The organism is Kitasatospora sp. NPDC059827 (assembly GCF_042731675.1).
Classification (GTDB): Bacteria; Actinomycetota; Actinomycetes; order Streptomycetales; family Streptomycetaceae; genus Kitasatospora.
In genome coordinates, this window is the sequence record NZ_JBHWIV010000016.1 from 30,229 (window position 1) to 48,931 (window position 18,703).

The 18,703-nt window shown below is 73.7% G+C and carries 16 protein-coding genes; 9 read left to right on the forward strand and 7 right to left on the reverse strand.

The genetic code is table 11. The features are described 5' to 3' along the window. Positions 1 to 74 precede the first annotated feature (74 nt). Positions 75 to 1,292 carry a hypothetical protein gene (locus ACFV8H_RS13115; protein WP_380399138.1) on the reverse strand — a complete coding sequence of 406 codons (1,218 nt, stop codon included), beginning with the start codon at positions 1,290 to 1,292 and terminating at the stop codon, positions 75 to 77. A 164-nt stretch (positions 1,293 to 1,456) separates the two neighbouring features. Further along, positions 1,457 to 2,833, reverse strand: coding sequence for a transcriptional regulator (locus tag ACFV8H_RS13120; protein ID WP_380399140.1), 1,377 nt, complete (start codon positions 2,831 to 2,833; stop codon positions 1,457 to 1,459). A gap of 305 nt (positions 2,834 to 3,138) precedes the next feature. Between ACFV8H_RS13120 and ACFV8H_RS13125 the strand changes: the two genes are divergently transcribed. Continuing rightward, on the forward strand, positions 3,139 to 3,843 hold the full coding sequence (locus ACFV8H_RS13125; RefSeq protein ID WP_375888897.1) for a bifunctional DNA primase/polymerase: 705 nt from the start codon (positions 3,139 to 3,141) through the stop codon (positions 3,841 to 3,843). Between the two features lie 443 nt (positions 3,844 to 4,286). Here ACFV8H_RS13125 and ACFV8H_RS13130 read toward each other — a convergent pair whose 3' ends face one another. Beyond that, entirely contained in the window at positions 4,287 to 4,985 is a 699-nt protein-coding gene (locus tag ACFV8H_RS13130) for a metal-dependent transcriptional regulator (RefSeq protein ID WP_380399142.1), read from the reverse strand. Between the two features lie 220 nt (positions 4,986 to 5,205). Here ACFV8H_RS13130 and ACFV8H_RS13135 point away from each other — a divergent pair, with 220 nt between their 5' ends. The 3 genes from ACFV8H_RS13135 (at position 5,206) to ACFV8H_RS13145 (ending at position 7,940) form a co-directional block, all read left to right on the forward strand. Next, the gene (locus ACFV8H_RS13135; RefSeq protein WP_380399144.1) at positions 5,206 to 5,970 is read left to right on the forward strand and encodes a sugar isomerase domain-containing protein; all 765 of its coding nucleotides are present in this window, start codon (positions 5,206 to 5,208) and stop codon (positions 5,968 to 5,970) included. 193 nt (positions 5,971 to 6,163) lie between these two features. Continuing rightward, the gene (locus tag ACFV8H_RS13140; RefSeq protein WP_380399145.1) at positions 6,164 to 7,063 is read left to right on the forward strand and encodes a DUF4231 domain-containing protein; all 900 of its coding nucleotides are present in this window, start codon (positions 6,164 to 6,166) and stop codon (positions 7,061 to 7,063) included. A gap of 22 nt (positions 7,064 to 7,085) precedes the next feature. Beyond that, complete coding sequence (locus tag ACFV8H_RS13145; RefSeq protein ID WP_375889199.1) at positions 7,086 to 7,940, forward strand: alpha/beta fold hydrolase; 855 nt, start codon at positions 7,086 to 7,088, stop codon at positions 7,938 to 7,940. A 38-nt stretch (positions 7,941 to 7,978) separates the two neighbouring features. Here the strand turns inward: ACFV8H_RS13145 and ACFV8H_RS13150 are convergent, their stop codons facing one another. From ACFV8H_RS13150 to ACFV8H_RS13160, 3 genes are read right to left on the reverse strand one after another with little or no spacing between them, the layout of a single operon-like run. Further along, the gene (locus tag ACFV8H_RS13150; protein ID WP_375888887.1) at positions 7,979 to 8,941 is read right to left on the reverse strand and encodes a 2-hydroxyacid dehydrogenase; all 963 of its coding nucleotides are present in this window, start codon (positions 8,939 to 8,941) and stop codon (positions 7,979 to 7,981) included. A gap of 31 nt (positions 8,942 to 8,972) precedes the next feature. Then, complete coding sequence (gene fxsT, locus ACFV8H_RS13155; protein ID WP_375888884.1) at positions 8,973 to 12,971, reverse strand: FxSxx-COOH system tetratricopeptide repeat protein; 3,999 nt, start codon at positions 12,969 to 12,971, stop codon at positions 8,973 to 8,975. Then, a complete protein-coding gene (locus ACFV8H_RS13160; RefSeq protein ID WP_380399148.1) occupies positions 12,968 to 14,698 on the reverse strand; it encodes a TIR-like protein FxsC in 1,731 nt (576 codons plus the stop codon). Before ACFV8H_RS13160 ends, fxsT begins: the two co-directional genes overlap by 4 nt. Before the next feature lie 198 nt (positions 14,699 to 14,896). Between ACFV8H_RS13160 and ACFV8H_RS13165 the strand changes: the two genes are divergently transcribed. Beyond that, positions 14,897 to 15,094: a DUF397 domain-containing protein gene (locus ACFV8H_RS13165; RefSeq protein ID WP_375888879.1), complete on the forward strand. Its 198-nt coding sequence runs from the start codon at positions 14,897 to 14,899 to the stop codon at positions 15,092 to 15,094. 84 nt (positions 15,095 to 15,178) lie between these two features. On the opposite strand, the gene ACFV8H_RS13170 is transcribed toward ACFV8H_RS13165, so the two are convergent. Continuing rightward, positions 15,179 to 16,123 (reverse strand): helix-turn-helix transcriptional regulator, encoded by a 945-nt coding sequence (locus ACFV8H_RS13170; protein ID WP_380399150.1) that lies wholly within the window; start codon positions 16,121 to 16,123, stop codon positions 15,179 to 15,181. 56 nt (positions 16,124 to 16,179) lie between these two features. On the opposite strand from ACFV8H_RS13170, the gene ACFV8H_RS13175 reads away from it, so the two are divergent. From ACFV8H_RS13175 to ACFV8H_RS13190, 4 genes are all read left to right on the forward strand, one after another. Then, positions 16,180 to 16,677 (forward strand): hypothetical protein, encoded by a 498-nt coding sequence (locus ACFV8H_RS13175; RefSeq protein WP_380399152.1) that lies wholly within the window; start codon positions 16,180 to 16,182, stop codon positions 16,675 to 16,677. Beyond that, a complete protein-coding gene (locus ACFV8H_RS13180; RefSeq protein ID WP_380399154.1) occupies positions 16,674 to 17,279 on the forward strand; it encodes an NIPSNAP family protein in 606 nt (201 codons plus the stop codon). The genes ACFV8H_RS13175 and ACFV8H_RS13180 overlap by 4 nt, the downstream gene beginning before the upstream one ends. A gap of 143 nt (positions 17,280 to 17,422) precedes the next feature. After that, positions 17,423 to 17,983, forward strand: a complete 561-nt coding sequence (locus tag ACFV8H_RS13185) for a GNAT family N-acetyltransferase (protein ID WP_380399155.1) — start codon at positions 17,423 to 17,425, stop codon at positions 17,981 to 17,983. Positions 17,984 to 18,056: 73 nt separating this feature from the next. Then, entirely contained in the window at positions 18,057 to 18,671 is a 615-nt protein-coding gene (locus tag ACFV8H_RS13190) for a hypothetical protein (RefSeq protein ID WP_380399157.1), read from the forward strand. Positions 18,672 to 18,703: the final 32 nt, after the last annotated feature.

The following is an 18,703-nucleotide window of genomic DNA, read 5'->3' on the forward strand; positions in this document are numbered from 1 at the left end:
CCCGCACCGCGTACGGCACATGGACGGACGGGCGGGCCCGCGCGGGCCCGCCCTCCGGTGTTCCGGGGGTCCCGCTACAGGTCGCCGTCGCCGCGGCTGGGCAGGCCGGTCGGGGTGGCGATCGCGTTCCACAGGGTCGAGGCCTGCTTCTTCGCGGTGGTGGCCGTGCCGCTGGCCTGCACGGCGTTCTTGTAGTGCTGGTTGCCGGTGTCCGGCTTCTTCGGGTCGCAGGAGGACTGGGCGTCGGTCGCCCAGGCCGCGTACTCGTCGTCGGCCTGGGCCGAGGCCGTCCAGGCCGCGTTCAGCTGCTCGACCAGCTGCTGGCCGCCGGGCAGCTTGTCGGTCTTCAACTGGCCGAGCTTGGTCTGCAGCTCGCGCCGCTTGCCGGCCGCGGCGGCCAGTGCCTGCTGCGAGTCGGGCAGCTTGTCGCACTTCTGCACCGAGGCGACCGCCGAGACCACCGCGCTGCGGCTGTCGCTCGCGGTGCCCAGCAGGTCGGACAGCGGCTGGGCCTGCGCCTTGACCTCCGGGTCGGCGGCGGCGCCGGAGCCGCTCGCGCCGGCCGCACCGGTGGCGGTGCCGCCGGTGGCCGCGACCGGGGCGGTCTTCTGGCCGCTCTTGGTGGTGTCGTCGCCGCCGCTCATCAGCACGGCGACCAGCACGCCGGCCGCCGCGAAGCCCGCGACCACGCCGCCGATGACCAGCTTGTTGGAGGGGCGTCCACCGCGGCCGCCGCGCCCCGCCTGGGTGGCGTCCTGGTCGGGCCGATAGCCGTCCGACCCGTAGCCGTCGGTGGCGTAGCCGTCGGTGGCGTACCCGTCCTGGGCGTAGCCGTCCGGCTGGGGGTAGCCCTGCACCGGGTAGCCCGCCTGGTGCTGCTGCTGGTGCTGCGGCAGCTGCGGCTGGGTGGCCTGCGGGTAGCCCTGGTAGCCGGGCGCGGCCTGCGGCGGGACGCCGTAGCCGGGCTGCGGCGCCGGGTAGCCGCCCTGCGGGTCGCCGGCCGGGTACGGCGGCAGGTGCTGGGTCTCGGGGGCCGGCTGGGCCTGCTGCGGGGCGCCGTAACCGGCCTGCGGCGGTGCACCCCAGGCGGGCTGCTGGGGGGGCATCGCCTGGGTCGGCGGCGCCTGCGCGCCCTCGCCGAGGTACTCGGGCTGCCCGGACGGCCGGCCCACCGGCGGCACGGCCGTGGGGCCCTGCTGCTGGCCCGGCTGGCCCTGGGGCTGGCCGGGCTCGGGGCGGAACAGGTCGTCCAGGTTGAAGTCACCCGAGTTGTACGAGCGGCGCTGACTCAACGCGATTCCTCACCTGTGCAGGACCGCGCACTGGCGGCGGACCACATCTCGTCGGTTCTTGGGAGCATCACAGTTCCTTGGACGTCGCGCCCACGCTACCGGTTCGCCTCACCGGGTGACCACGCGGGCGGGACATTCCCACACGCTCCCTGCACAGACGGTGGTCAGGCCGCCTCCGCGTCCGCCCTGGCGTGGAACTCGCGCACCACCCGCTGCTCCCGGTAGGGCTCCAGCCGGCGCCGGAACTCGTCCAGGTACTCCACGCCCCGGTTGGAGCGCAGCCCGCTGAGCAGCCGCACCGCCTGGGTGCCCGTCTCGCAGGCGCGTTCCAGGTCGCGCTGCTGGAGCTGGGCGGTGGCGAGCAGCACGAGGTCCACCGCGCGGCGGCGGACCCGGGTCGGCGGGTGCAGGTCGAGCGCCCGGCGGGCGTAGTGCTCGGCCGGCCCGGCCTGTTCGAGGTCCCGGTGGCAGTGGGCGAGTTCGTCGGCGAGGTAGGCGTCGTCGAAGTGGGCGATCCAGTCCGGGTCGTCCTCGGGGCGGCGCTTCTCCATCATCTCCAGGGCCTTGGCCGACACCGCCTCGCAGGAGCGGGCGTCGCCGAGCAGGGCGTGGCCGCGGGCCTCGGCGGCGTAGAACATCGCCATCGCCGTCGGGGTGGCCACCGTACGGGCGCCCTCCTGGGCGGCGCGGGCGAGCTGGGCGATCTCCCGCGGGTTGCCGAGGGTGGCCGCCAGGTGGCTCATCGAGGCGGCCAGCACGTAGCCGCCGTAGCCGCGGTCGTCGGCGGCCTGGGCGAGCCGCAGGGCCTGGATGTAGTAGCGCTGGGCGAGCCCGGGCTGCCCGGTGTCCACCGCCATGTAGCCGGCCAGTTCGGTCAACCGGGCCACCGCGGCGAAGAGTTGGCGCCCGGTCTCCTCCCGGTAGGCGCCGCCGAGCAGGCCGGAGACCACCGAGTTGAGGTAGTGCACGACGACCGGGCGCACATGGCCGCTGCCGAAGCGGTGGTCCAGGTCGACCAGCATCGCGGTGGTGGCCTTGATCGCGGACACGTCCGTCGGGCCGACCCGGGGGCCGCCGGTGCGGGCCACCACCGGGTCGGGCGGGGTGATCAGCCAGTCCCGGCTGGGCTCCACCAGCGCGGAGGCGGCGACCGTCGCCCCGGTGAGGAAGTCCCGCCGGCCGACGTCACTGCGCCACAGCTCGCACACCTGCTCCAGGGCCGCGTTCAGGGTCGGCGCGAACTGCAGCCCGATGCCGGAGCTGAGGTTCTTGCCGTCGGCCATGCCGATCTCCTCGACCGACACGCTGCGGCCGAGCTTGCGCCCGAGCGCCTCGGCGATCACGGCCGGCGCCTGACCGCGCGGCTGCTGCCCGCGCAGCCAGCGGGCGACGGAGGTCTTGTCGTAGCGCAGGTCCAGTCCGTGCTCCGCGCCGCACAGGTTGACCCTGCGGGCCAGACCGGCGTTGGAGCAACTGGCCTCCTGGATCAGTTGCTGCAGGCGCTCGTTGGGCTGTCGTGCGACGAGTGGTCTCGCGGCCATTGGGCTTCGCCTCCCCACACCCTCCGGTCCCGGCCGGCGGGCGACGATGTGCTGATCTGTTGCCGACTGTCCGACCGTCCAAGGAATCTGACACCAGGTTAGCGATCAGCAACGTCAGCGGGATACCCACGGTGACGAACCGCACCCCCCGCGCGCCCTGGGGAATGCTTCCGTGCGCCCCCGCTGCGCCTGCCTCCGCCCGCCCCAACTCGCTTGAGTCACCGGTTCGGGTGACATTGCCGGGATGCGGCCGACCGGGGCCCGCCGGGCCGTAACCAGCCTCACGCACGGTAGTTGAGCAGCGCGTGGAAGACATCCCCGACGCCCCCGGCCAGGACAAGAACGCCGGCCTGCCCCCGCTGCTGATCGAAGCCGTCGGCTACGCCGAGAACCGCCACTGGGAGGTGGCCCCCGGCGCCTGGCTGATCGACGGCGACGGGCCCGCCCGCTGCTCCTGCGGCGACCAGCGCTGCCCCCAGCCGGGCGCCCACCCGCTGGACGCGGACTGGGCCCGCAAGGCGAGCGCCGGGCCGGGCGCGGTGCGGCGCTGGTGGACCGAACGGCCCAAGGCGTCGATCCTGCTGCCCACCGGCCGGTCCTTCGACGTCCTGGACGTGCCGGAGACCGCCGGGTGCCTGGCGCTGGCCCGGATGGAGCGGATGGACCTCCAGCTCGGCCCGGTCGTGGTGCTGCCCAGCTCGCCCGGCCGGGTCGGGCGGCGGCTGCACTTCCTGGTGCTGCCCGGCGTCGCGGCCAAGCTGCCGGAGATGCTCCGCAAGCTCGGCTGGCCGCCCGGGCGGCTGGACCTGGTCGCCCGCGGCGAGGGGGACTGGACGGTCGCCCCGCCCTCGCGGATCGGCTCCACCGGTTACGCCCAGTGGGCCCGCTCCCCCTCCGAGTCCAACCGCTGGCTGCCGGACGCCGCCGAGCTGATCAGTCCGCTCGCCTACGCCTGCGGCCGCGAGGCGCCCGCCCAGCAGCTCCAGGCCGCCCAGCCGGCCGGCGTCTGAACGGCCGGCGTCCGAACGGCCGAAGCCTGCCGCCCTGCGCCGATCGGGTGAGGGCGTGCACCGCGCGACACAACGCGCGCGAGTGACGGGCCTTGTCTCCCACCGGAGGCGGGGCCCGTCACACGCATGTGCGGATAAGGCCTCGGTCTACCCGCTGGTCAACCGGGAAAGCCCCTCGTACGAGTGACAGCGCTCAAGGATTGCCATGATCGGCCGAGGGGAGGAATTGCGGTGTGTGGGGTCGCCGGAAGGGTCGCTCGGACGGGGAAGCCGGGCGAGGCGGTGGAGGGGCCGGGAGGGAACGGGAGGGGCAGGAGGGGACCGGGAGGGAGCCGGGGAGGGACGGGAAGGGCCCGCTGCACGGGGAGCAGCGGGCCCCGATCGTCACCCGGGGCTTCCCGACCGTCGCACGGGGCGCGGCGATCGGGCCCGGTCGGGCGGGGTCAGGCCTGGGCGACGAAGACGTGCTGGGCGATGTCCTTGCCCAGCTCCGCCGCGTTGTCCCCGGTGCCGACGAGCACGCCGCCGACGCCGGTGCCGGCCGTCACCTTGATCGTGGAGCCCGGCCGGACGCCGGCCCGGCGCAGGGTGCTCATCAGCTCGCTGTCCGTCTGGATCGGCTCGCCGATCCGGCGGACCACCACGTCCGCCCCGGCCTCGCCCGGCTTGACGGTGTCCAGCGGGACGAGCGCGGCGTCGAAGCCCTCGCCCTCGGCCTTGGTGTCGCCCAGCTCGTCCAGCCCCGGGATCGGGTTGCCGTACGGGGACTGGGTCGGGTGGCCGAGCATGGCGAGCACCTTGCGCTCGACCGTCTCGCTCATCACGTGCTCCCAGCGGCAGGCCTCCTCGTGCACCTGCTCCCACTCCAGGCCGATCACGTCGACGAGCAGGCACTCGGCGATGCGGTGCTTGCGCATCACGCGCACCGCGAGCCGTCGGCCCTCCTCGGTCAGTTCGAGGTGGCGGTCGCCGGCGACCTGGAGCAGCCCGTCGCGCTCCATCCGGCCGACCGTCTGGCTGACCGTGGGACCGCTCTGCTCCAGGCGCTCCGCGATCCGGGCACGCATCGGGACGATGCCCTCTTCCTCCAGCTCCAGGATGGTGCGAAGGTACATCTCAGTGGTGTCGATCAGCCCAGACATCGCCGCTGGCTCCGTTCTTCGGTGTCCTCACCGCCAATTCTGACGTACCGCACCGACAACCGGGCCCGCCCCGGGGTTTCCGGGACCGGTTTTCGTTCCTGTTGACAGCGGTGCCGCCGGGGCGCGACCGTGCTCGCCGTAGCTTTCTCCACTGGCGTCCGGGCCGTCCCGGTCGCCCCACCCGGCCGGCGCCCCCACCGGCAGAGAGCGAAGGCAACCGATGAACGACCTGGTCGGCCGGTACTTCGACGCGGCGATCGCCCACCTGAACCGGGTCCGCGCGGAGGAGTCCGACACCATCGAGGCGGCGGCCGCCCTGCTGGCCGAGGCGATCACCGAGGGCCGCCGGGTGTTCACCTTCGGCGCCGGGCACTCCTCGCTGCCGGCCCAGGACGTGGTCTACCGGGCCGGCGGGCTGGTCCCGATGAACCTGCTGAACGTGCCCGGGATGGCCGGGGTGACGATGATGCCCGCGCCGCTGGCCAGCGCCCTGGAGCGGGTGTCCGGGCTGGCCACCTCGACCCTGGACCTGACCCCGGCGACCAGCGGGGACCTGCTGTTCCTGATCTCGCTCTCCGGCCGCCAGGTGATGCCGGTCGAGCTGGCCCGGTACGCCCGGGACCGCGGCTTGAAGGTGATCGGGGTGACCTCGCTGGCCTACCCCGACGAGGTGCCCGCGGCGCACCCCTCCGGCACCTACCTCAAGGACCACTGCGACGTGGTGCTGGACAGCAAGGTCGCGGTGGGCGACGGTGAGCTGACCCACCCGGGCGCCGAGACCTCCTTCGGCCCGGTCTCCACCATCGTCACCAGCGCGCTGATGCAGGCCGTGGTCGCCTCCGCGGTCGGCCGGCTGGCCGACCGGGCGGCCGCCGGGGACGCCGCCGCGCCGCCGCTGTTCCGCTCCGGCAACGTCCCGGGGGGCACCGAGTGGAACACCAAGCAGATGGCCGACAACGCCGAGCGCATCTTCTACACCTACTGACGACACCTTGTTGACGGCTCGCAACCGGTCGACTACGGGGCGTACCGGACAATCCACCGGGCCTTCCCGGCCATTGCGCGGCGCCCCCGCCGCGGCCAGGCGTACCGGCGACCCGCCCGGGGCAGGAGAGCGGAGGGACCGGAGCGACGGGTGGGGGCCGAGCATGGCGTCTGGTGCGGGACGGACCGGGTGGGTGCGCGAGCGGGAGCTGCTGCCCGAGTTCTTCTGGGCCGCCGACGCGGCCTCGCTGCGCGGCCAGCGCCGTTCGGTGCTGCTCTCCGCCTGGGAGCTGCTCCTGCTGCTGGTCGCGGCCGCGACCGGCTCGGCCGACGGCGAGCCGTGGGCCTGGGCGGCCGCCGCGGCCTACCTGGGCGCGGTGGCGCTGGCGGTGGTGATCGGCCGGCAGAACCCGCAGGGCCTCTGGTACGAGGGCCGGGCGGCCGCCGAGTCGGTGAAGACGCTGGCCTGGAAGTTCGCCGTCCGGGCGGACGCCTACCAGCCGCCGCCGCACAGCCTGCCGGACGCCGAGGGCCTGTACCGCTTCCAACTCGCCCGGGTGCTGGGCGCGTTCCGGGGCGGCCCGGTGGCCGTGCCGGCGACCGGGGTCGACATCACCCCGGCCATGCGCGACCTGCGCGGGCAGCCGCTGGCGGTGCGCCGCGAGGTGTACCTGAACGAGCGGATCCGGGTGCAGCACGACTGGTACCGCGGCAAGGCCCGCTACTGCGCCCGGGCCGGCTACTGGACGGACGTCCTGGGGGTGCTGCTGCCGGCGCTGGGCCTGGCGCTGGCGGTGCTGCGGGCGCTCGGCGCCTTCACCTACGACGCGCTGGGCACGGTGTCGGCGGTGGCCGCCTCGGTCACCGCCTGGGCGCAGCTGCGCCAGTACCGCCCGCTGGCCGCCGCGTACGGGCTGGCCGCCGAGGAGCTGGAGCTGATCCGCCTCCAACTCGCCCGGCTGGACCTGGAGTCGATGGACGCCGAGGAGCTCTGGGCCCGGCTGGCCCGGGACGCCGAGGACGCGGTGTCCCGCGAGCACACCACCTGGCAGGCCCGCCGGGAGGTGCGCACCACCACCGACCGGGAGCACTGAGGAGGAACGCGTGGCGTTACGGATGGTCAAAGCGGCGGACGGTCGCGCCCTCGCCGTGGAGTCCCTCGGCGATCCGCGCGGCCGTCCGGTGTTCCTGCTGCACGGCATGCCGGGCAGTCGGGTCGGGCCGCATCCGCGCAGCACCGTGTTGTACCGGCTGGGGGTGCGGCTGATCTCCTACGACCGGCCGGGCTACGGCGACTCGACCCGGCTGTTCGGCCGCCGGGTGTCGCACGCGGCGGCCGATGTGCGCACCATCGCCGACGAGTTGGGGCTGGGCGACTTCGCGGTGCTGGGCCGCTCCGGCGGCGGCCCGCACGCGCTGGCCTGCGCGGCGATGCTGCCGGGGCGGGTCAGCCGGGTGGCGGTGCTGGTGGGGCTGGCGCCGCGGAACGCGACCGGCCTGGACTGGTACGCGGGGATGACCCCGTCCAACGTCCGGGCCTACCGGGAGGCGGAGCGCGGGCACGGCCGGATCGCCGACGCGATGGAGTTCCGCTCCCGCCAGATCAAGGACGACCCGGTCCGGCTGCTGAACGGGCTGCGCACCGAACTGTCGCCCGCCGACCGGGAGGTGGTGGCGGACAGCGGGCTGCGCCGGATGCTGCAGAGCAACTACCGGGAGGCGTTCCGGCACGGCGCGGACGGCTGGATCGACGACGTCCTGGCCTTCACCGCCGACTGGGGCTTCGACGTCGGGTCGATCGGGGTGCCGACCTGGCTGTGGCACGGCGCGGACGACCAGTTCTCGCCGGTGGACCACTCCCGCTGGCTGGCCGACCACGTACCGGGCGCCGAGCTCTTCCTGGAGCCCGGCGCCGCGCACTTCGGGGCGTTCCGGGTGATGACCACGGCGCTGGCCTGGGCGGCGGGGTAGCGGCTCCGAGCGCCCGGCCGGTCAGCGCTCGACCGGGGTCAGCGCTTCACCGGGGTCAGCGGTTCGGAGCCGCCCAGCACCGCGAGGATGTTGTCCACCGCCAGGCCGCCCATCGCCTGCCGGGTCCGCACGGTGGCGCTGCCCAGGTGCGGGACCAGCACCGCGCGCTCCTGGGCGAGCAGCGCGGACGGGACGTCCGGCTCGTGCTCGAAGTTGTCCACGGCGGCGGCGAACAGCGCGCCGGACTCCAGCGCGGCGGCCAGCGCCTCCTCGTCCACCACGCCGGCGGTCATGCTGACCACCACCGCCCCGGGCGGCAGCAGGGCCAGCCGGCGGGCGTCCAGCAGGTGCCGGGTCTCCTCGGTGCACGGGCAGGTGACGACCAGCACGGTGGAGGTGGCGAGCAGTTCCTCCAGCGGCTTCCACTCGGCGCCGTGGGCCTGCTCGGGCGGCAGGGCGCGGCGGTTGTGGTAGCCGACCGGCATGTCGAAGGCGGCGGCCCGGCGGGCCACCGACTGCCCGATCCGGCCCATGCCGAGCACGCCGAGCGGGGTACCGGCCAGTTCCAGGCCGAGCAGGAAGTTCGGGCTCCAGGTCCACGGCGTGCCGGAGCGCAGCAGCCGCTCGCCCTCGCCGAGCCGGCGGACGGCGGCCAGCAGCAGCGCCCAGGCGGTCTCGGCGGTGGCGTTGGTGAGCACGCCGGGGGTGTTGGTGACGACGACGCCGCGTTCGGCGCAGGCCGCCAGGTCGATGTTGTGGTAGCCGACGGCGTGGTTGGCGACGATCTCCAGCTGGGGGCCGGCGGCGTCCAGGAACTCGGCGTCCACCCGGTTGTTGAGGGTGGTGAGCACGGCCCGGCGGCCGCGGACGGCGGCGAGCAGTTCGGCCCGGTCCAGCTCCTCGTCGGTCTCGCGCACGGTGACGGCGTACCGGTCGGTGAGCCGTTCCAGGACGCCGGGCGCGGGGTGCCGGGTGACCAGGACGGGGGGCAGGGTACTCATGGCTCGGCAGCGTACCCCGCCCCTCGTCCGGTCATACGGGCTGCGGCTCCAGGTCGCGGTTGATCCGCTTCCAGCCGCGGGCGGAGACGGTGTTGGGGTGCTCCTCGCCGAACTGCCGGATCAGTTCGGAGATCGCCCGGGCGCGCAGTTCGGCGGCCTGGGTGTGCCGGCCGGCCGAGCGCAGGGTGATCGCCAGGTTGGCCTCGCAGGCGACGGCGTCCGGGTGTTGCGGCGAGTACCGTCCGCACAGGCCCGAGTAGGCGGCCCGGCCGAGCGCCTCGGCGAGGTCGGCCTGCCCGTCGTCGCCGTAGGCGTTGGCGAGGTTGATCACCGCGTTGAGGGTGTACGGGTGCTCGGCGCCGACCGAGCGGGTCAGTCCGTCGACGGTGAGCCGGCCGCGCTCGATGGCGCCCTGGACGTCGCCGCTGCCGCGCAGGTAGATGCCCAGGTTGTTGGCGCAGGCCAGGGTGAACGGGTGCTCGTCGCCGAACAGCCGCCGGTGGCCCTCGAAGACGGTGGAGCAGAGGTCGCGGGCGGCCTCCTTGTCGCCGGAGGCGCTGTGGTCGGCGGCCAGGTTGAGCGCGCAGGCGAGCGCGTCGGGGGCGTCGGCGCCGTAGCGCTCCAGGTAGCGCTCGTAGGTCTCCTTGGTGATCCGGCGGGCCTCGGCGAGCTGGCCGATCCGGCGCAGTGAGACGGCCAGTGACTTGGCGTTGCGCAGGTTCTCCGGGAGGTCCGGGTCGAGGACGTCGCCGAGGTCGGAGGTGACCTCCTGGAGGAGGTCCACCGAGCCGCGGTAGTCGCCGAGTTCGCGCAGGTCGCGGGCCAGGTTGGACTTGGTGGAGAGGGTGTAGGGGTGCTTGGGGCCGAGGACGGCGGTGCGCCGGTCGAGGGTCTCCTGGTCGAGTTCGCGGGCGGCCTCGCTGTTGCCGACCAGCCGGAAGTCGATGGCGAGGTTGTTGGCCATGGACAGGGTGCGCGGGTTGTCGTCGCCGAACAGTTCGCGGAACTGCTCCAGGATCTCCTGGTCGAGGTCGAGCGCGGCCTGGAAGCGGCCGAGTGCCCGCCGGTCGGCGCCGAGCGAGCCGGCCGTCATCAGGGTGTACGGGTGGTGTTCGCCGAGGAGCACCCGCTGGCGCTCCAGGGTGGCCTCGTCCAGGGCCAGGGCCTCGGCGTAGTTGCCCTGGGAGCGCAGCACGTTGGCGAGTTGGAAGCGCAGCAGCAGGGTCTGCCGGTCGTCCTCGCCGAGCTTGCTGGTCCATTCGGCGTCGAGGGCGTGGCCGAGGTCGCGGGCGCGGTCGAGTTCGCCGCGCTTCCACAGGTAGCGGACCCGGTCGATGAGCAGCTGGCGGGTGTCGGCCTCGTCGCAGTTGTGCGCCTTGGAGGGCGACAGGTGCGGCCAGATCTCGTCGAAGGCGGGCCAGTTGGCCGGGTCGTCGGTGTCGCCGAGGACGGGCCGGGCGCCGGTGAGGATGCGGTGCACCTCGTGGACGGCGATCTCCTGCTCGTCGTCGGTCATCCCGGCCCGGATCACCGCCTGGACGAGGCGGTGCACCTGGAAGCTGTTGCTGCCGGCGTCGACCTTGGCCAGCGCGTACCGGCCGATCGCCTGGATGACCTTGCCGAGCATGAACTTGTCGCTGAGGTCGGCGTCGTACTTCACCAGCGCCCGGATCATCTGATCGCTGTAGAAGAGGTTCATCGAGATCGGCTCGGGCGCGAAGAAGGCGCACAGTTGGAGCAGCCGGACGGCGGCCGGGGACTGCTGGCGCAGCCGGCCGATCGAGACGTTCCAGGTCGCGGCCACCGGGGTGGGGTAGTCGGTGGGGTGGTCGACGGCGAGGGCGCGGGCGGCCTCGGCGTGCAGCTGGGCGACGTAGGTCTCCACCGGGGTGCCGGTGGTGTCCAGCCAGGCGGCGGCCACCTCGACGGCCAGCGGCAGGTCGCCGACGGCCTCGGCGACCCGGTCGGCGTCCGCGCGGGAGAGGCTGCGGGCGCGCCGGCACAGGTGCTCGACGCTCTCGCCGCGGGTGAAGACGTCGACCTCCAGCGCCTCGGCGTGCCCGGTCCAGGCCTGGTTGCGGGAGGTGACCAGGATGTGGCCGGAGCCGCCGGGGAAGAACCGGCGGATCTCGGAGGGCTCGTCGGCGTTGTCGAAGATCAGCAGCCAGCGCGAGGTGGGCACGCCGCGGCGCAGCGCCTCCCGGGCGGCCTCGGCGGCCTCGGTGACGGAGTCGCCGACCCGCAGGCCGAGGCGGCGGGCGAGTTCGGCGAGGGCCGGGGCGACCAGTTCGGTCTGCTCGGCGTCGATCCACCAGACCAGGTCGTAGTCGGACATGAAGCGGTGGGCGTACTCCAGCGCGACCTGGGTCTTGCCGACGCCGCCGAGCCCGTACAGGGTCTGCGGGGTGGGCAGCACGGCCGCCATGCCGCCGCGCAGCTGGTTGCGCAGCTGCTCCAGGACGGCGGCGCGGCCGGTGAAGGAGGGGTTGCGCGGCGGGACGTCCCACACCGAGGGCTTGCTGCCGGGGAAGCGCGGGCCGCCGGCCGGGGCGTCGCCGAGCACGGCGTCGCCGCGGCCGAGGGCGCGCAGCAGGCTCTGGATGGACTGGTTCTCGTCGCGGCCGACCAGGTCGACCGGGTTGCGGTTGCTGAACGGCGCGGTGAGCCGGACGTCGCCGACGCGCACCGGCAGCAGCTGGCGCCGGGTGCCGGAGGGGTCGGAGTTGACCACCGACTCCCACAGTGCCCGGGCCTGCGGGGAGCGCTGGTAGGCGGGCGAGAGGACGGCGACCGTGCGGTAGGCGGAGTCGATGCCGCGCTCGGTCTCCTCGCGCGGGTCGGTGCCGGCGCTGAGGTCGCGCGGCAGCACCCGGAAGCCGGCCCTGGTCAGCACGGACTCGATCCAGTCCGCCCACATCCGGTCCTCGGGCACGTAGGACAGGTAGAGGTCGGCGGGCACGGACGGGCGGCGGCGGGTGAAGGCGTCCACGTAGCGCAGCCGCACCTCCTCGTCCATCGGCGGCAGGCCGGCGGCCCGGCCCTCGGTGATCATCGAGGTGAGGCGCTCGCAGGCGGCCAGCATCGAGGTGGGGGTGCCGGTCTGGTCGCCGAAGGTGGCGAGGATCTCCTCGTAGGCGTAGAACGGCCGGTACGGGATCTCCACCGAGCCCCAGTAGCCCGCGAGTTCCTCGCTGCCCAGGCCGGCGGGCAGGCCGTCGAAGCGGACCCGGGCCAGGGCGCGGCCGGCGTCGGCCTTCTCCTTCTCGCCCTCGTCGATGCGCATCGGGACGGGCAGGATGCGGATGCCGCGGTCGCGGTAGCGGTCGTGGATGTGCTGGGCGATCCGGGAGGCGCCGTCGATGGACTGGTCGCTGAGGGTGAAGCAGACCACCAGGTCGTCGGGCATCTGCACGGTGCAGATCTCGGCGATGTCCGACAGGCCGGTGCGGGAGTCGATCAGCACGTAGTCGTAGCGCTTGGCCATGTCGGCCTTGAGCGCGTCGAAGAACTGCCCGCCGTCGAAGCGGTCGTAGAAGATGTCCCAGTCGAGGTGGGTGACGGCCTCGGAGTAGTCCCGGTTGAACTGGCCGGCGGAGAGGAAGTCCAGGCTGCCGCCGGCCGGGAAGTGCGGCCAGGAGAGCGAGAGGGCGTGCGGGTGCACCCGGGCGAAGTCCAGGTGCCAGCCCTCGGCGTGCTCGACCGGGCGCAGCGCCTCCTCGCGGTACTCGGCGATCAGGTCCATCATCCCGGTGGTGCCGGCCAGCGAGGCCGGGTCCAGGAAGGGGTGGAAGAACTTGGCGAGGCCGGGTGCCTCCAGGTCCCAGTCGACGGTGAGCACCCGGAAGCCGTTGGCGGCGAGGATCCACGCGGTGTTGGCGAGGGCCATGGTGCGGCCGGTGCCGCCCTTGTAGGAGTAGAAGGTGATGATCCGGCCCTGGCGGTCCTGCTCGGCGGCCTGCCGGGCGGCCTCGCGGGTGGCGGCCAGTTCGGCGGCGCCGAGGCGCAGGTTCCTGGTGGTGTTGTCGCTCATCGGTGCGGTCCTCCCAAGGGCGCCATCCCAGCATCGGGGTCATCGCCGTCGTCACGGTCGTTGCGGTAGGGGCGATCGTTGTCACGGGCGGTGCGGTCGTCACGGGTGGTGCGGGTGGTGCGGGTGATACGGGTGGTGCGGTCCTCGCGGGCGGCGCGGGGGTCGGGGACGGTCCGGGGGTCGGGGACGGCGCGGGCTTCGGGGGCGGTCCTGGTGTCGGGGGCTCCGTAGTCCTCGCGGGAGAGCCGCACGGTGCGTTCCTCCGGGGCGGCGTAGTCCGCACGGGAGAGCCGGACGGTGCGCTCCTCGCCGGCGCCGTAGTCGTCCCGCGCGGCGCGGCCTTCCCGGCCAGGGCTGTCGTCCCGGCCGGGGCTGTCGTCGCGGTCGTCCCGGTCGGGGTCGTGGTCGCGGTCGAAGGGGTCCGGGCCGAAGGGCTCGGTGCGGTGCCCGCCGAAGCCGTCCGGCCCGTAGCCCCCGGGGCCGCGGCGGAAGGCCTCGCGCAGGCTCGGCCGGGGCGCCGGGGGCTCCTCCGGTTCGGCCCTGGTCCGGCTCTCGAAGGCGTACTTGGCCTTCATCGCGGCGCGGGGCAACGCGTCGTCGAAGTCCTCCAGGCTGTTCAGCCCGGTCGGGCCGGTCACGCCGAGGAAGCTCGGGCGCCCGGCCCGCCGGGTCTTGCGCAGCGTCTGGTCGCTCAGCCCGCTGAACTCGCCGTCCCGTTCGAGGCACTCCCGGTCCTCGGTGTTCCACGGTTCGAGGACGCTGACCCAGGTGGCGTCGGAGCGGTCGAAGCGGCGGACCAGCTCCCGGCGGCGCGGGTCGCGCAGCGCCCACCGGTCCAGCAGCAGCAGTCCGGGGGCCTCGGCGTTGCCCTCGATGATGGACTCCACCTCGTCGTCGAACTCGTGCACGGTCGGCTGGAACCCCAACTGCCGTGCCAGCCGTACGGCGTGCTGCGCGATGGGCGAGCCGGCCGGCCGGTACGGGTGCCAGTCGGTGCGCCGGGCGCCGTAGAAGTCGGGGTTGCGGTCCTGCGGCAACTCGCCCTGGTGGTAGGTGAGTACGGAGATCCGCAGCTGCTTGGTCGGGGCGGACACGTTGAACGCGCTGGGCAGCCCGTTGAATTCCAGCCGCCGCCCGACCGGGATCACCGTCTCCTCCGCCACCTGGACGATCCGCGCGGCCAGCCGGTGCACGGCCAGTTCGTAGGCGGCCCGGAAGTAGCTGAGCTTCATCAGCGCGTACAGGCCCTCGGTGGCGTAGTCGGGCCCGAACCCCGCGTGGTTGAACTGGAGTTCGCTGGCCACCTGGGGCAGCCGGTAGCGGCTCATCGGCGCCCACAGCACCGGGACGATGCCGCTGGTGCGCTCCACCTCCATGGTCGCCGGGTAGACCGGGCGGCGGGTGAAGGCGTGCCACTCCTGGCCGCACGGAACGCTGTTGAAGTACCGGGGCGAGTACAGCGGCACGAACACCCGGCAGGTCGCCAGCTCCTCGGACAGCCGCTCGGCCCACAACTCGCCCTGGTGCATGGACTCGTCCATGAATCCGACCGGCACCCCGGCCGGGACGGTGGTCAGTTGGAGCACCGCCTCGCAGAGGTCCCGGTACAGCTGGCGCACCCAGTGGTTCGGGTCGCCGGCGCCCCGCGCACCGGACTTCGGCGTGTGCGCGTAGGAGAGGAAGAAGTACGGCCGGGCCTCGTCCTCGTCCCAGCCCCGGTCAGTCACACGTGCCTCCCCCGGGCCCGTCGGCAACCTGGCTCCCGCAGCCCCCGTGCGGCGGGGTCTCAGTGTAGGAACGACTGACACCCCAATGGAATAGCACAGCGACCCGCACGAATTGACATGACCGAAACGGTGCCGCTGCCCTCTTGCGTGGAGCAGTACCCTCGTTGCGGCTGTGGTGAACGATCAGGAGGAGCACACATGGACCAGCTCAACTGGCAGCGGTCGAGTTTCAGCGCCGGTGAGGCCAGGTACCTGGAGATCGCCTCCGCCGGGGAGCTCGTCTACATCCGCGAGTCCGACCGCCCCGACCTGGTCGTCACCACCACCCGGGTCAAGCTCAACGCCTGGATCCTGGGCGCCAAGGACGGCGAGTTCGACCACTTCGTCGGGCTCTGAGCGGCTCCGGGCGGCTACGGGCGGCCCTGAGCGGCTCCGGGCGGCTCGGGGCGGCTCCCGGCAACTCTGGGCGGCTCCGGGCCATCACCTCCCGGGGTCGGCGCTCCCGTAGCGGGCGGCCAGCGCCCGGACCGTCCCCGCGATCCGCTCGCGCAGTTCGGCCGGTTCCAGCACCTCGATGTCGGCACCCAGCCGCAGGAACTCCCCGTGCGCGTGGTCGACCGACTCGATCGGCACCCGGGCCTGCGTCCAGCCGCCCTCCCCCGGCGGCACGCCGAGCCGCCGGGCACCCTCCGGGGTGAGCCGCACCAGCGCCTCCCCGGTGTGCAGCCGGGCCCGGAAGTCCGCCAGGTGGGCCTGCCAGTACGCCGGGAGGTCGAAGCCCTCCGGCACGGCGGACTGCTCCGGCAGCGGCCGAAGTTCGATGACCTGGTCGACCCGGTAGGTCCGCGTCCCGGACGGCCCGCCGGCCACCAGGTACCAGCGGCCCGCCTTGAGCACCAGCCCGTACGGCTCCACCCGCCGCTCGATCTCCTCCGGCGCCCGCCACCGCCGGTACCGCAGCACCACCGCCCGGCGCGCCCACACCGCTGCGGCGACGGCCGCCAGGTGCGGGGTCTCGTCCGCGCGGCCGTACCAGCCGGGGGCGTCCAGCAGGAAGCGCTCCTGGATCCGCCCGGCGTGCTCGCGCAGCTCCGCGGGCAGCGCGGCCCGCAGCTTGAGCTGGGCGGTGGCGAGGGCCCCGCCGAGGCCGAGGTCGGCGGCGGTGCCCGGGAGCGCGGCGAGGAACGCGGCCTGGGCCTCCTCGGCGGTCAGCCCGGTGAGGCGGGTCCGGTAGCCGTCGACCAGCCGGTAGCCGCCCTCGTGCCCGGCCTCGCCGTACAGCGGGATCCCGGCGGCGGCCAGCGCCTCCACGTCCCGGTAGACCGTCCGGACGGACACCTCCAGCTCCTGCGCCAACTCCCGGGCGGTCATCCGGCCCCGGTTCTGGAGCAGCAGGAGCAGGGTGACCAGTCGACTCGCGCGCATACCGAGCAGTATTCACTGACAGTGGATGTCAGTGGACCGCTCCTAGCCTGCGGCACATGAACGGCACGAACGACTTCGACTTCCTGCACGGCACCTGGCGGGTGGCCAACCGCCGCCTCACCGCCCCGCTCAGCACCCCGCTCAACGGTGGCGACACCTGGGAGGAGTTCCCCGGCGAGGCCGTGATCCGGCCACTGTTCGGGGGCGCGGGCAACATCGACGAGATCGCCTTCCCCACCCTCGGCCGCCGGGGCGCCACCCTGCGCCTGTACGACCGGGAGGCGCGGCAGTGGTCGATCTTCTGGTCCGACAGCCGCACCGGCCGGCTCGACCCGCCGGTGACCGGCGGCTTCACCGGCGACCGCGGCGACTTCCACGGCGACGACACCTACGGCGGCCGCCCGATCCGGGTGCACTTCACCTGGTACCGCCTCGGCCCGGACGCCGCCCGCTGGGAGCAGGAGTTCTCCGCCGACGGCGGCCGCAGCTGGGAGCTCAACTGGACGATGGACCTCACCCGCACCGGAGCGGCCTTCGACGGGCTCGCCGCATGAACCACGTCGCCGTGAACCCCATCGCCGTGAACCCGATCGCCGTGAACCCGATCGTCGAACTGCGCCGGTACACCCTGCACCCCGGCGCCCGGGACACCCTGATCGAGCTCTTCGAGCGGGAGTTCGTGACCGGGCAGGAGGCCGTCGGCATCACTCTCGGCGGCCGCTTCCGCGACCTCGGCCACCCGGACCGCTTCGTCTGGCTGCGCGCCTTCCCCGACATGGCCGCGCGTCGCCGGTCCCTGGAGGCCTTCTACGGCGGACCGGTCTGGCGGGCGCACCGCGACGCGGCCAACGCCACCATGATCGACAGCGACGACGTCCTGCTGCTGCGCGGCCCCGGCTTCCTCCCGCCGCCCGGTGCCCGCGAGGTGCTCGCCACCGTCTGCCATCCCGACCCGGCCGCCTTCGAGGCCTTCGACGCGTACGCCGCCCGGCACCTCGCCCCGGAACACGCCCTGCACCGCACCGAACACGCCGAGAACGACTTCCCCGCCCTCCCCGTCCGCACCGGCGAGGACGTCCGGGTCTGGTTCGGCCCGACGGAGGAGCCGCCCCCCTGGCCCCACCAGCGCCTCCGCCTGGAACCGGTGACGGGCTGACGGCTGTCACCCTGCGGGTCGCTGTCCCCCGCTGTCCGATCCCGTCCCCGCGCAGGAAGTCGGCCCGTCCGACTTCCTGCGCGGGCCGGTGGGCCGCCGGATATCCGGTGGCACACCCGTTCGCCGACGGACAGGATCGCGCCATGCATGTGTTCCTTGAGACCGAGCGACTCGTCCTGCGTCCATTCACCGGAGCCGACGCCGACCACCTCCTCGCGCTGGACAACGATCCCGAGGTCATGCGCTTCATCAACGGCGGAGAGCCGACCGGCCGGGAGACGGTCGAGGCCAAGGTCCTCCCCCGGCTCCTCCACGACCACCCGTGCACCGGCACCCGCGGCTTCTGGGCCGCCGAGGAGAAGGCCACCGGCACCTTCCTCGGCTGGTTCGAGTTCCGCCCGCTGACCGACCACGACCCGGCCGTCGTCGAGCTCGGCTACCGGCTCAACCAGGCCTCCTGGGGCAAGGGTTACGCCACCGAGGGCTCACGGGCGCTGATCGACAAGGGCTTCACCGAGCTCGGCGTGGAACGGGTCACCGCGAACACCATGACGGTCAACTCCCGCTCCCGGCGCGTGATGGAGAAGTCCGGCCTGACGTTCCTGCGGACCTTCACCGGCGACTGGCCCGACGCGATCCCCGGCTCCGAACACGGCGAGGTCGAGTACGAGCTCACCCGCGCCGAGTGGCAGCGGCACCGCTGACGACTCCCCCGGAGCCCCTCCCGCCCGCAGCCCGCGTGGAACACCGTGCCATGCTTCCCCGGCACTGACGATCATGCTCACCACCGCCTCGGCGGAGAGGAACACCATGCGTTTCCCCTGGCGCCGACGGCCGGTCGGGCGGACGGCACGACTGCTCGACCTCGCGGGTGTCGACCCGCGTTCGGTGGACGCCGACGAGGACCTGGACGTCTGCCGGCAGGTCGCCTTCCGGGTCGCCCGGCGGGATCACGGCGGGACGGCCGAGGTCCTGGCACTGATCGAGGAACTGCTGGCGGACGAGGCCGAGTACGCGTTCGCCGTCACCTTCCTGGAGGATCTCCAGAACCTCGCCTCCCACGGCCTGGACGCGTTCCGCTCTCCCGCGGAGACCCGGCTCCTGCTCGGCCCCCGGGCCGCGGTCTGCTGGGACACCGTGGCCGCCTTCTGGGCCGAGGTCGCCGAGTGGCGGGCCGCCAACGGCAAGCCGCTGGAGCCCTCGGCGGCGATGCTCGGCGCGGAGAACGAGCAGCTGCGGCTGCTCCTGTGGACGTCGAACCGGACCCTCCCCGGCGGGGAGAAGCTCGGGATCGCGGACGTCGTCCGCTTCGAGAAGGCCGTCGGGTCGTCCCTCCCCGGGTACAGCCACATCGCGGTGGCCCTGAACCTCGCCGGGCGAATCGGACCCTGATCGCCGCTGTGCACAGGAAGTCGGCCGGTCCG

Coding starts and splice junctions, on each gene's coding strand:
- ACFV8H_RS13180 (WP_380399154.1), top strand. CDS start 16,674: ATGAACCACGTCGCCGTGAACCCCATCGCCGTGAACCCGATCGCCGTG.
- ACFV8H_RS13185 (WP_380399155.1), top strand. CDS start 17,423: ATGCATGTGTTCCTTGAGACCGAGCGACTCGTCCTGCGTCCATTCACC.
- fxsT (WP_375888884.1), bottom strand. CDS start 12,971: ATGAGCGACAACACCACCAGGAACCTGCGCCTCGGCGCCGCCGAACTG.
- ACFV8H_RS13145 (WP_375889199.1), top strand. CDS start 7,086: ATGGTCAAAGCGGCGGACGGTCGCGCCCTCGCCGTGGAGTCCCTCGGC.
- ACFV8H_RS13150 (WP_375888887.1), bottom strand. CDS start 8,941: ATGAGTACCCTGCCCCCCGTCCTGGTCACCCGGCACCCCGCGCCCGGC.
- ACFV8H_RS13165 (WP_375888879.1), top strand. CDS start 14,897: ATGGACCAGCTCAACTGGCAGCGGTCGAGTTTCAGCGCCGGTGAGGCC.
- ACFV8H_RS13120 (WP_380399140.1), bottom strand. CDS start 2,833: ATGGCCGCGAGACCACTCGTCGCACGACAGCCCAACGAGCGCCTGCAG.
- ACFV8H_RS13175 (WP_380399152.1), top strand. CDS start 16,180: ATGAACGGCACGAACGACTTCGACTTCCTGCACGGCACCTGGCGGGTG.
- ACFV8H_RS13130 (WP_380399142.1), bottom strand. CDS start 4,985: ATGTCTGGGCTGATCGACACCACTGAGATGTACCTTCGCACCATCCTG.
- ACFV8H_RS13170 (WP_380399150.1), bottom strand. CDS start 16,123: ATGCGCGCGAGTCGACTGGTCACCCTGCTCCTGCTGCTCCAGAACCGG.
- ACFV8H_RS13135 (WP_380399144.1), top strand. CDS start 5,206: ATGAACGACCTGGTCGGCCGGTACTTCGACGCGGCGATCGCCCACCTG.
- ACFV8H_RS13190 (WP_380399157.1), top strand. CDS start 18,057: ATGCTCACCACCGCCTCGGCGGAGAGGAACACCATGCGTTTCCCCTGG.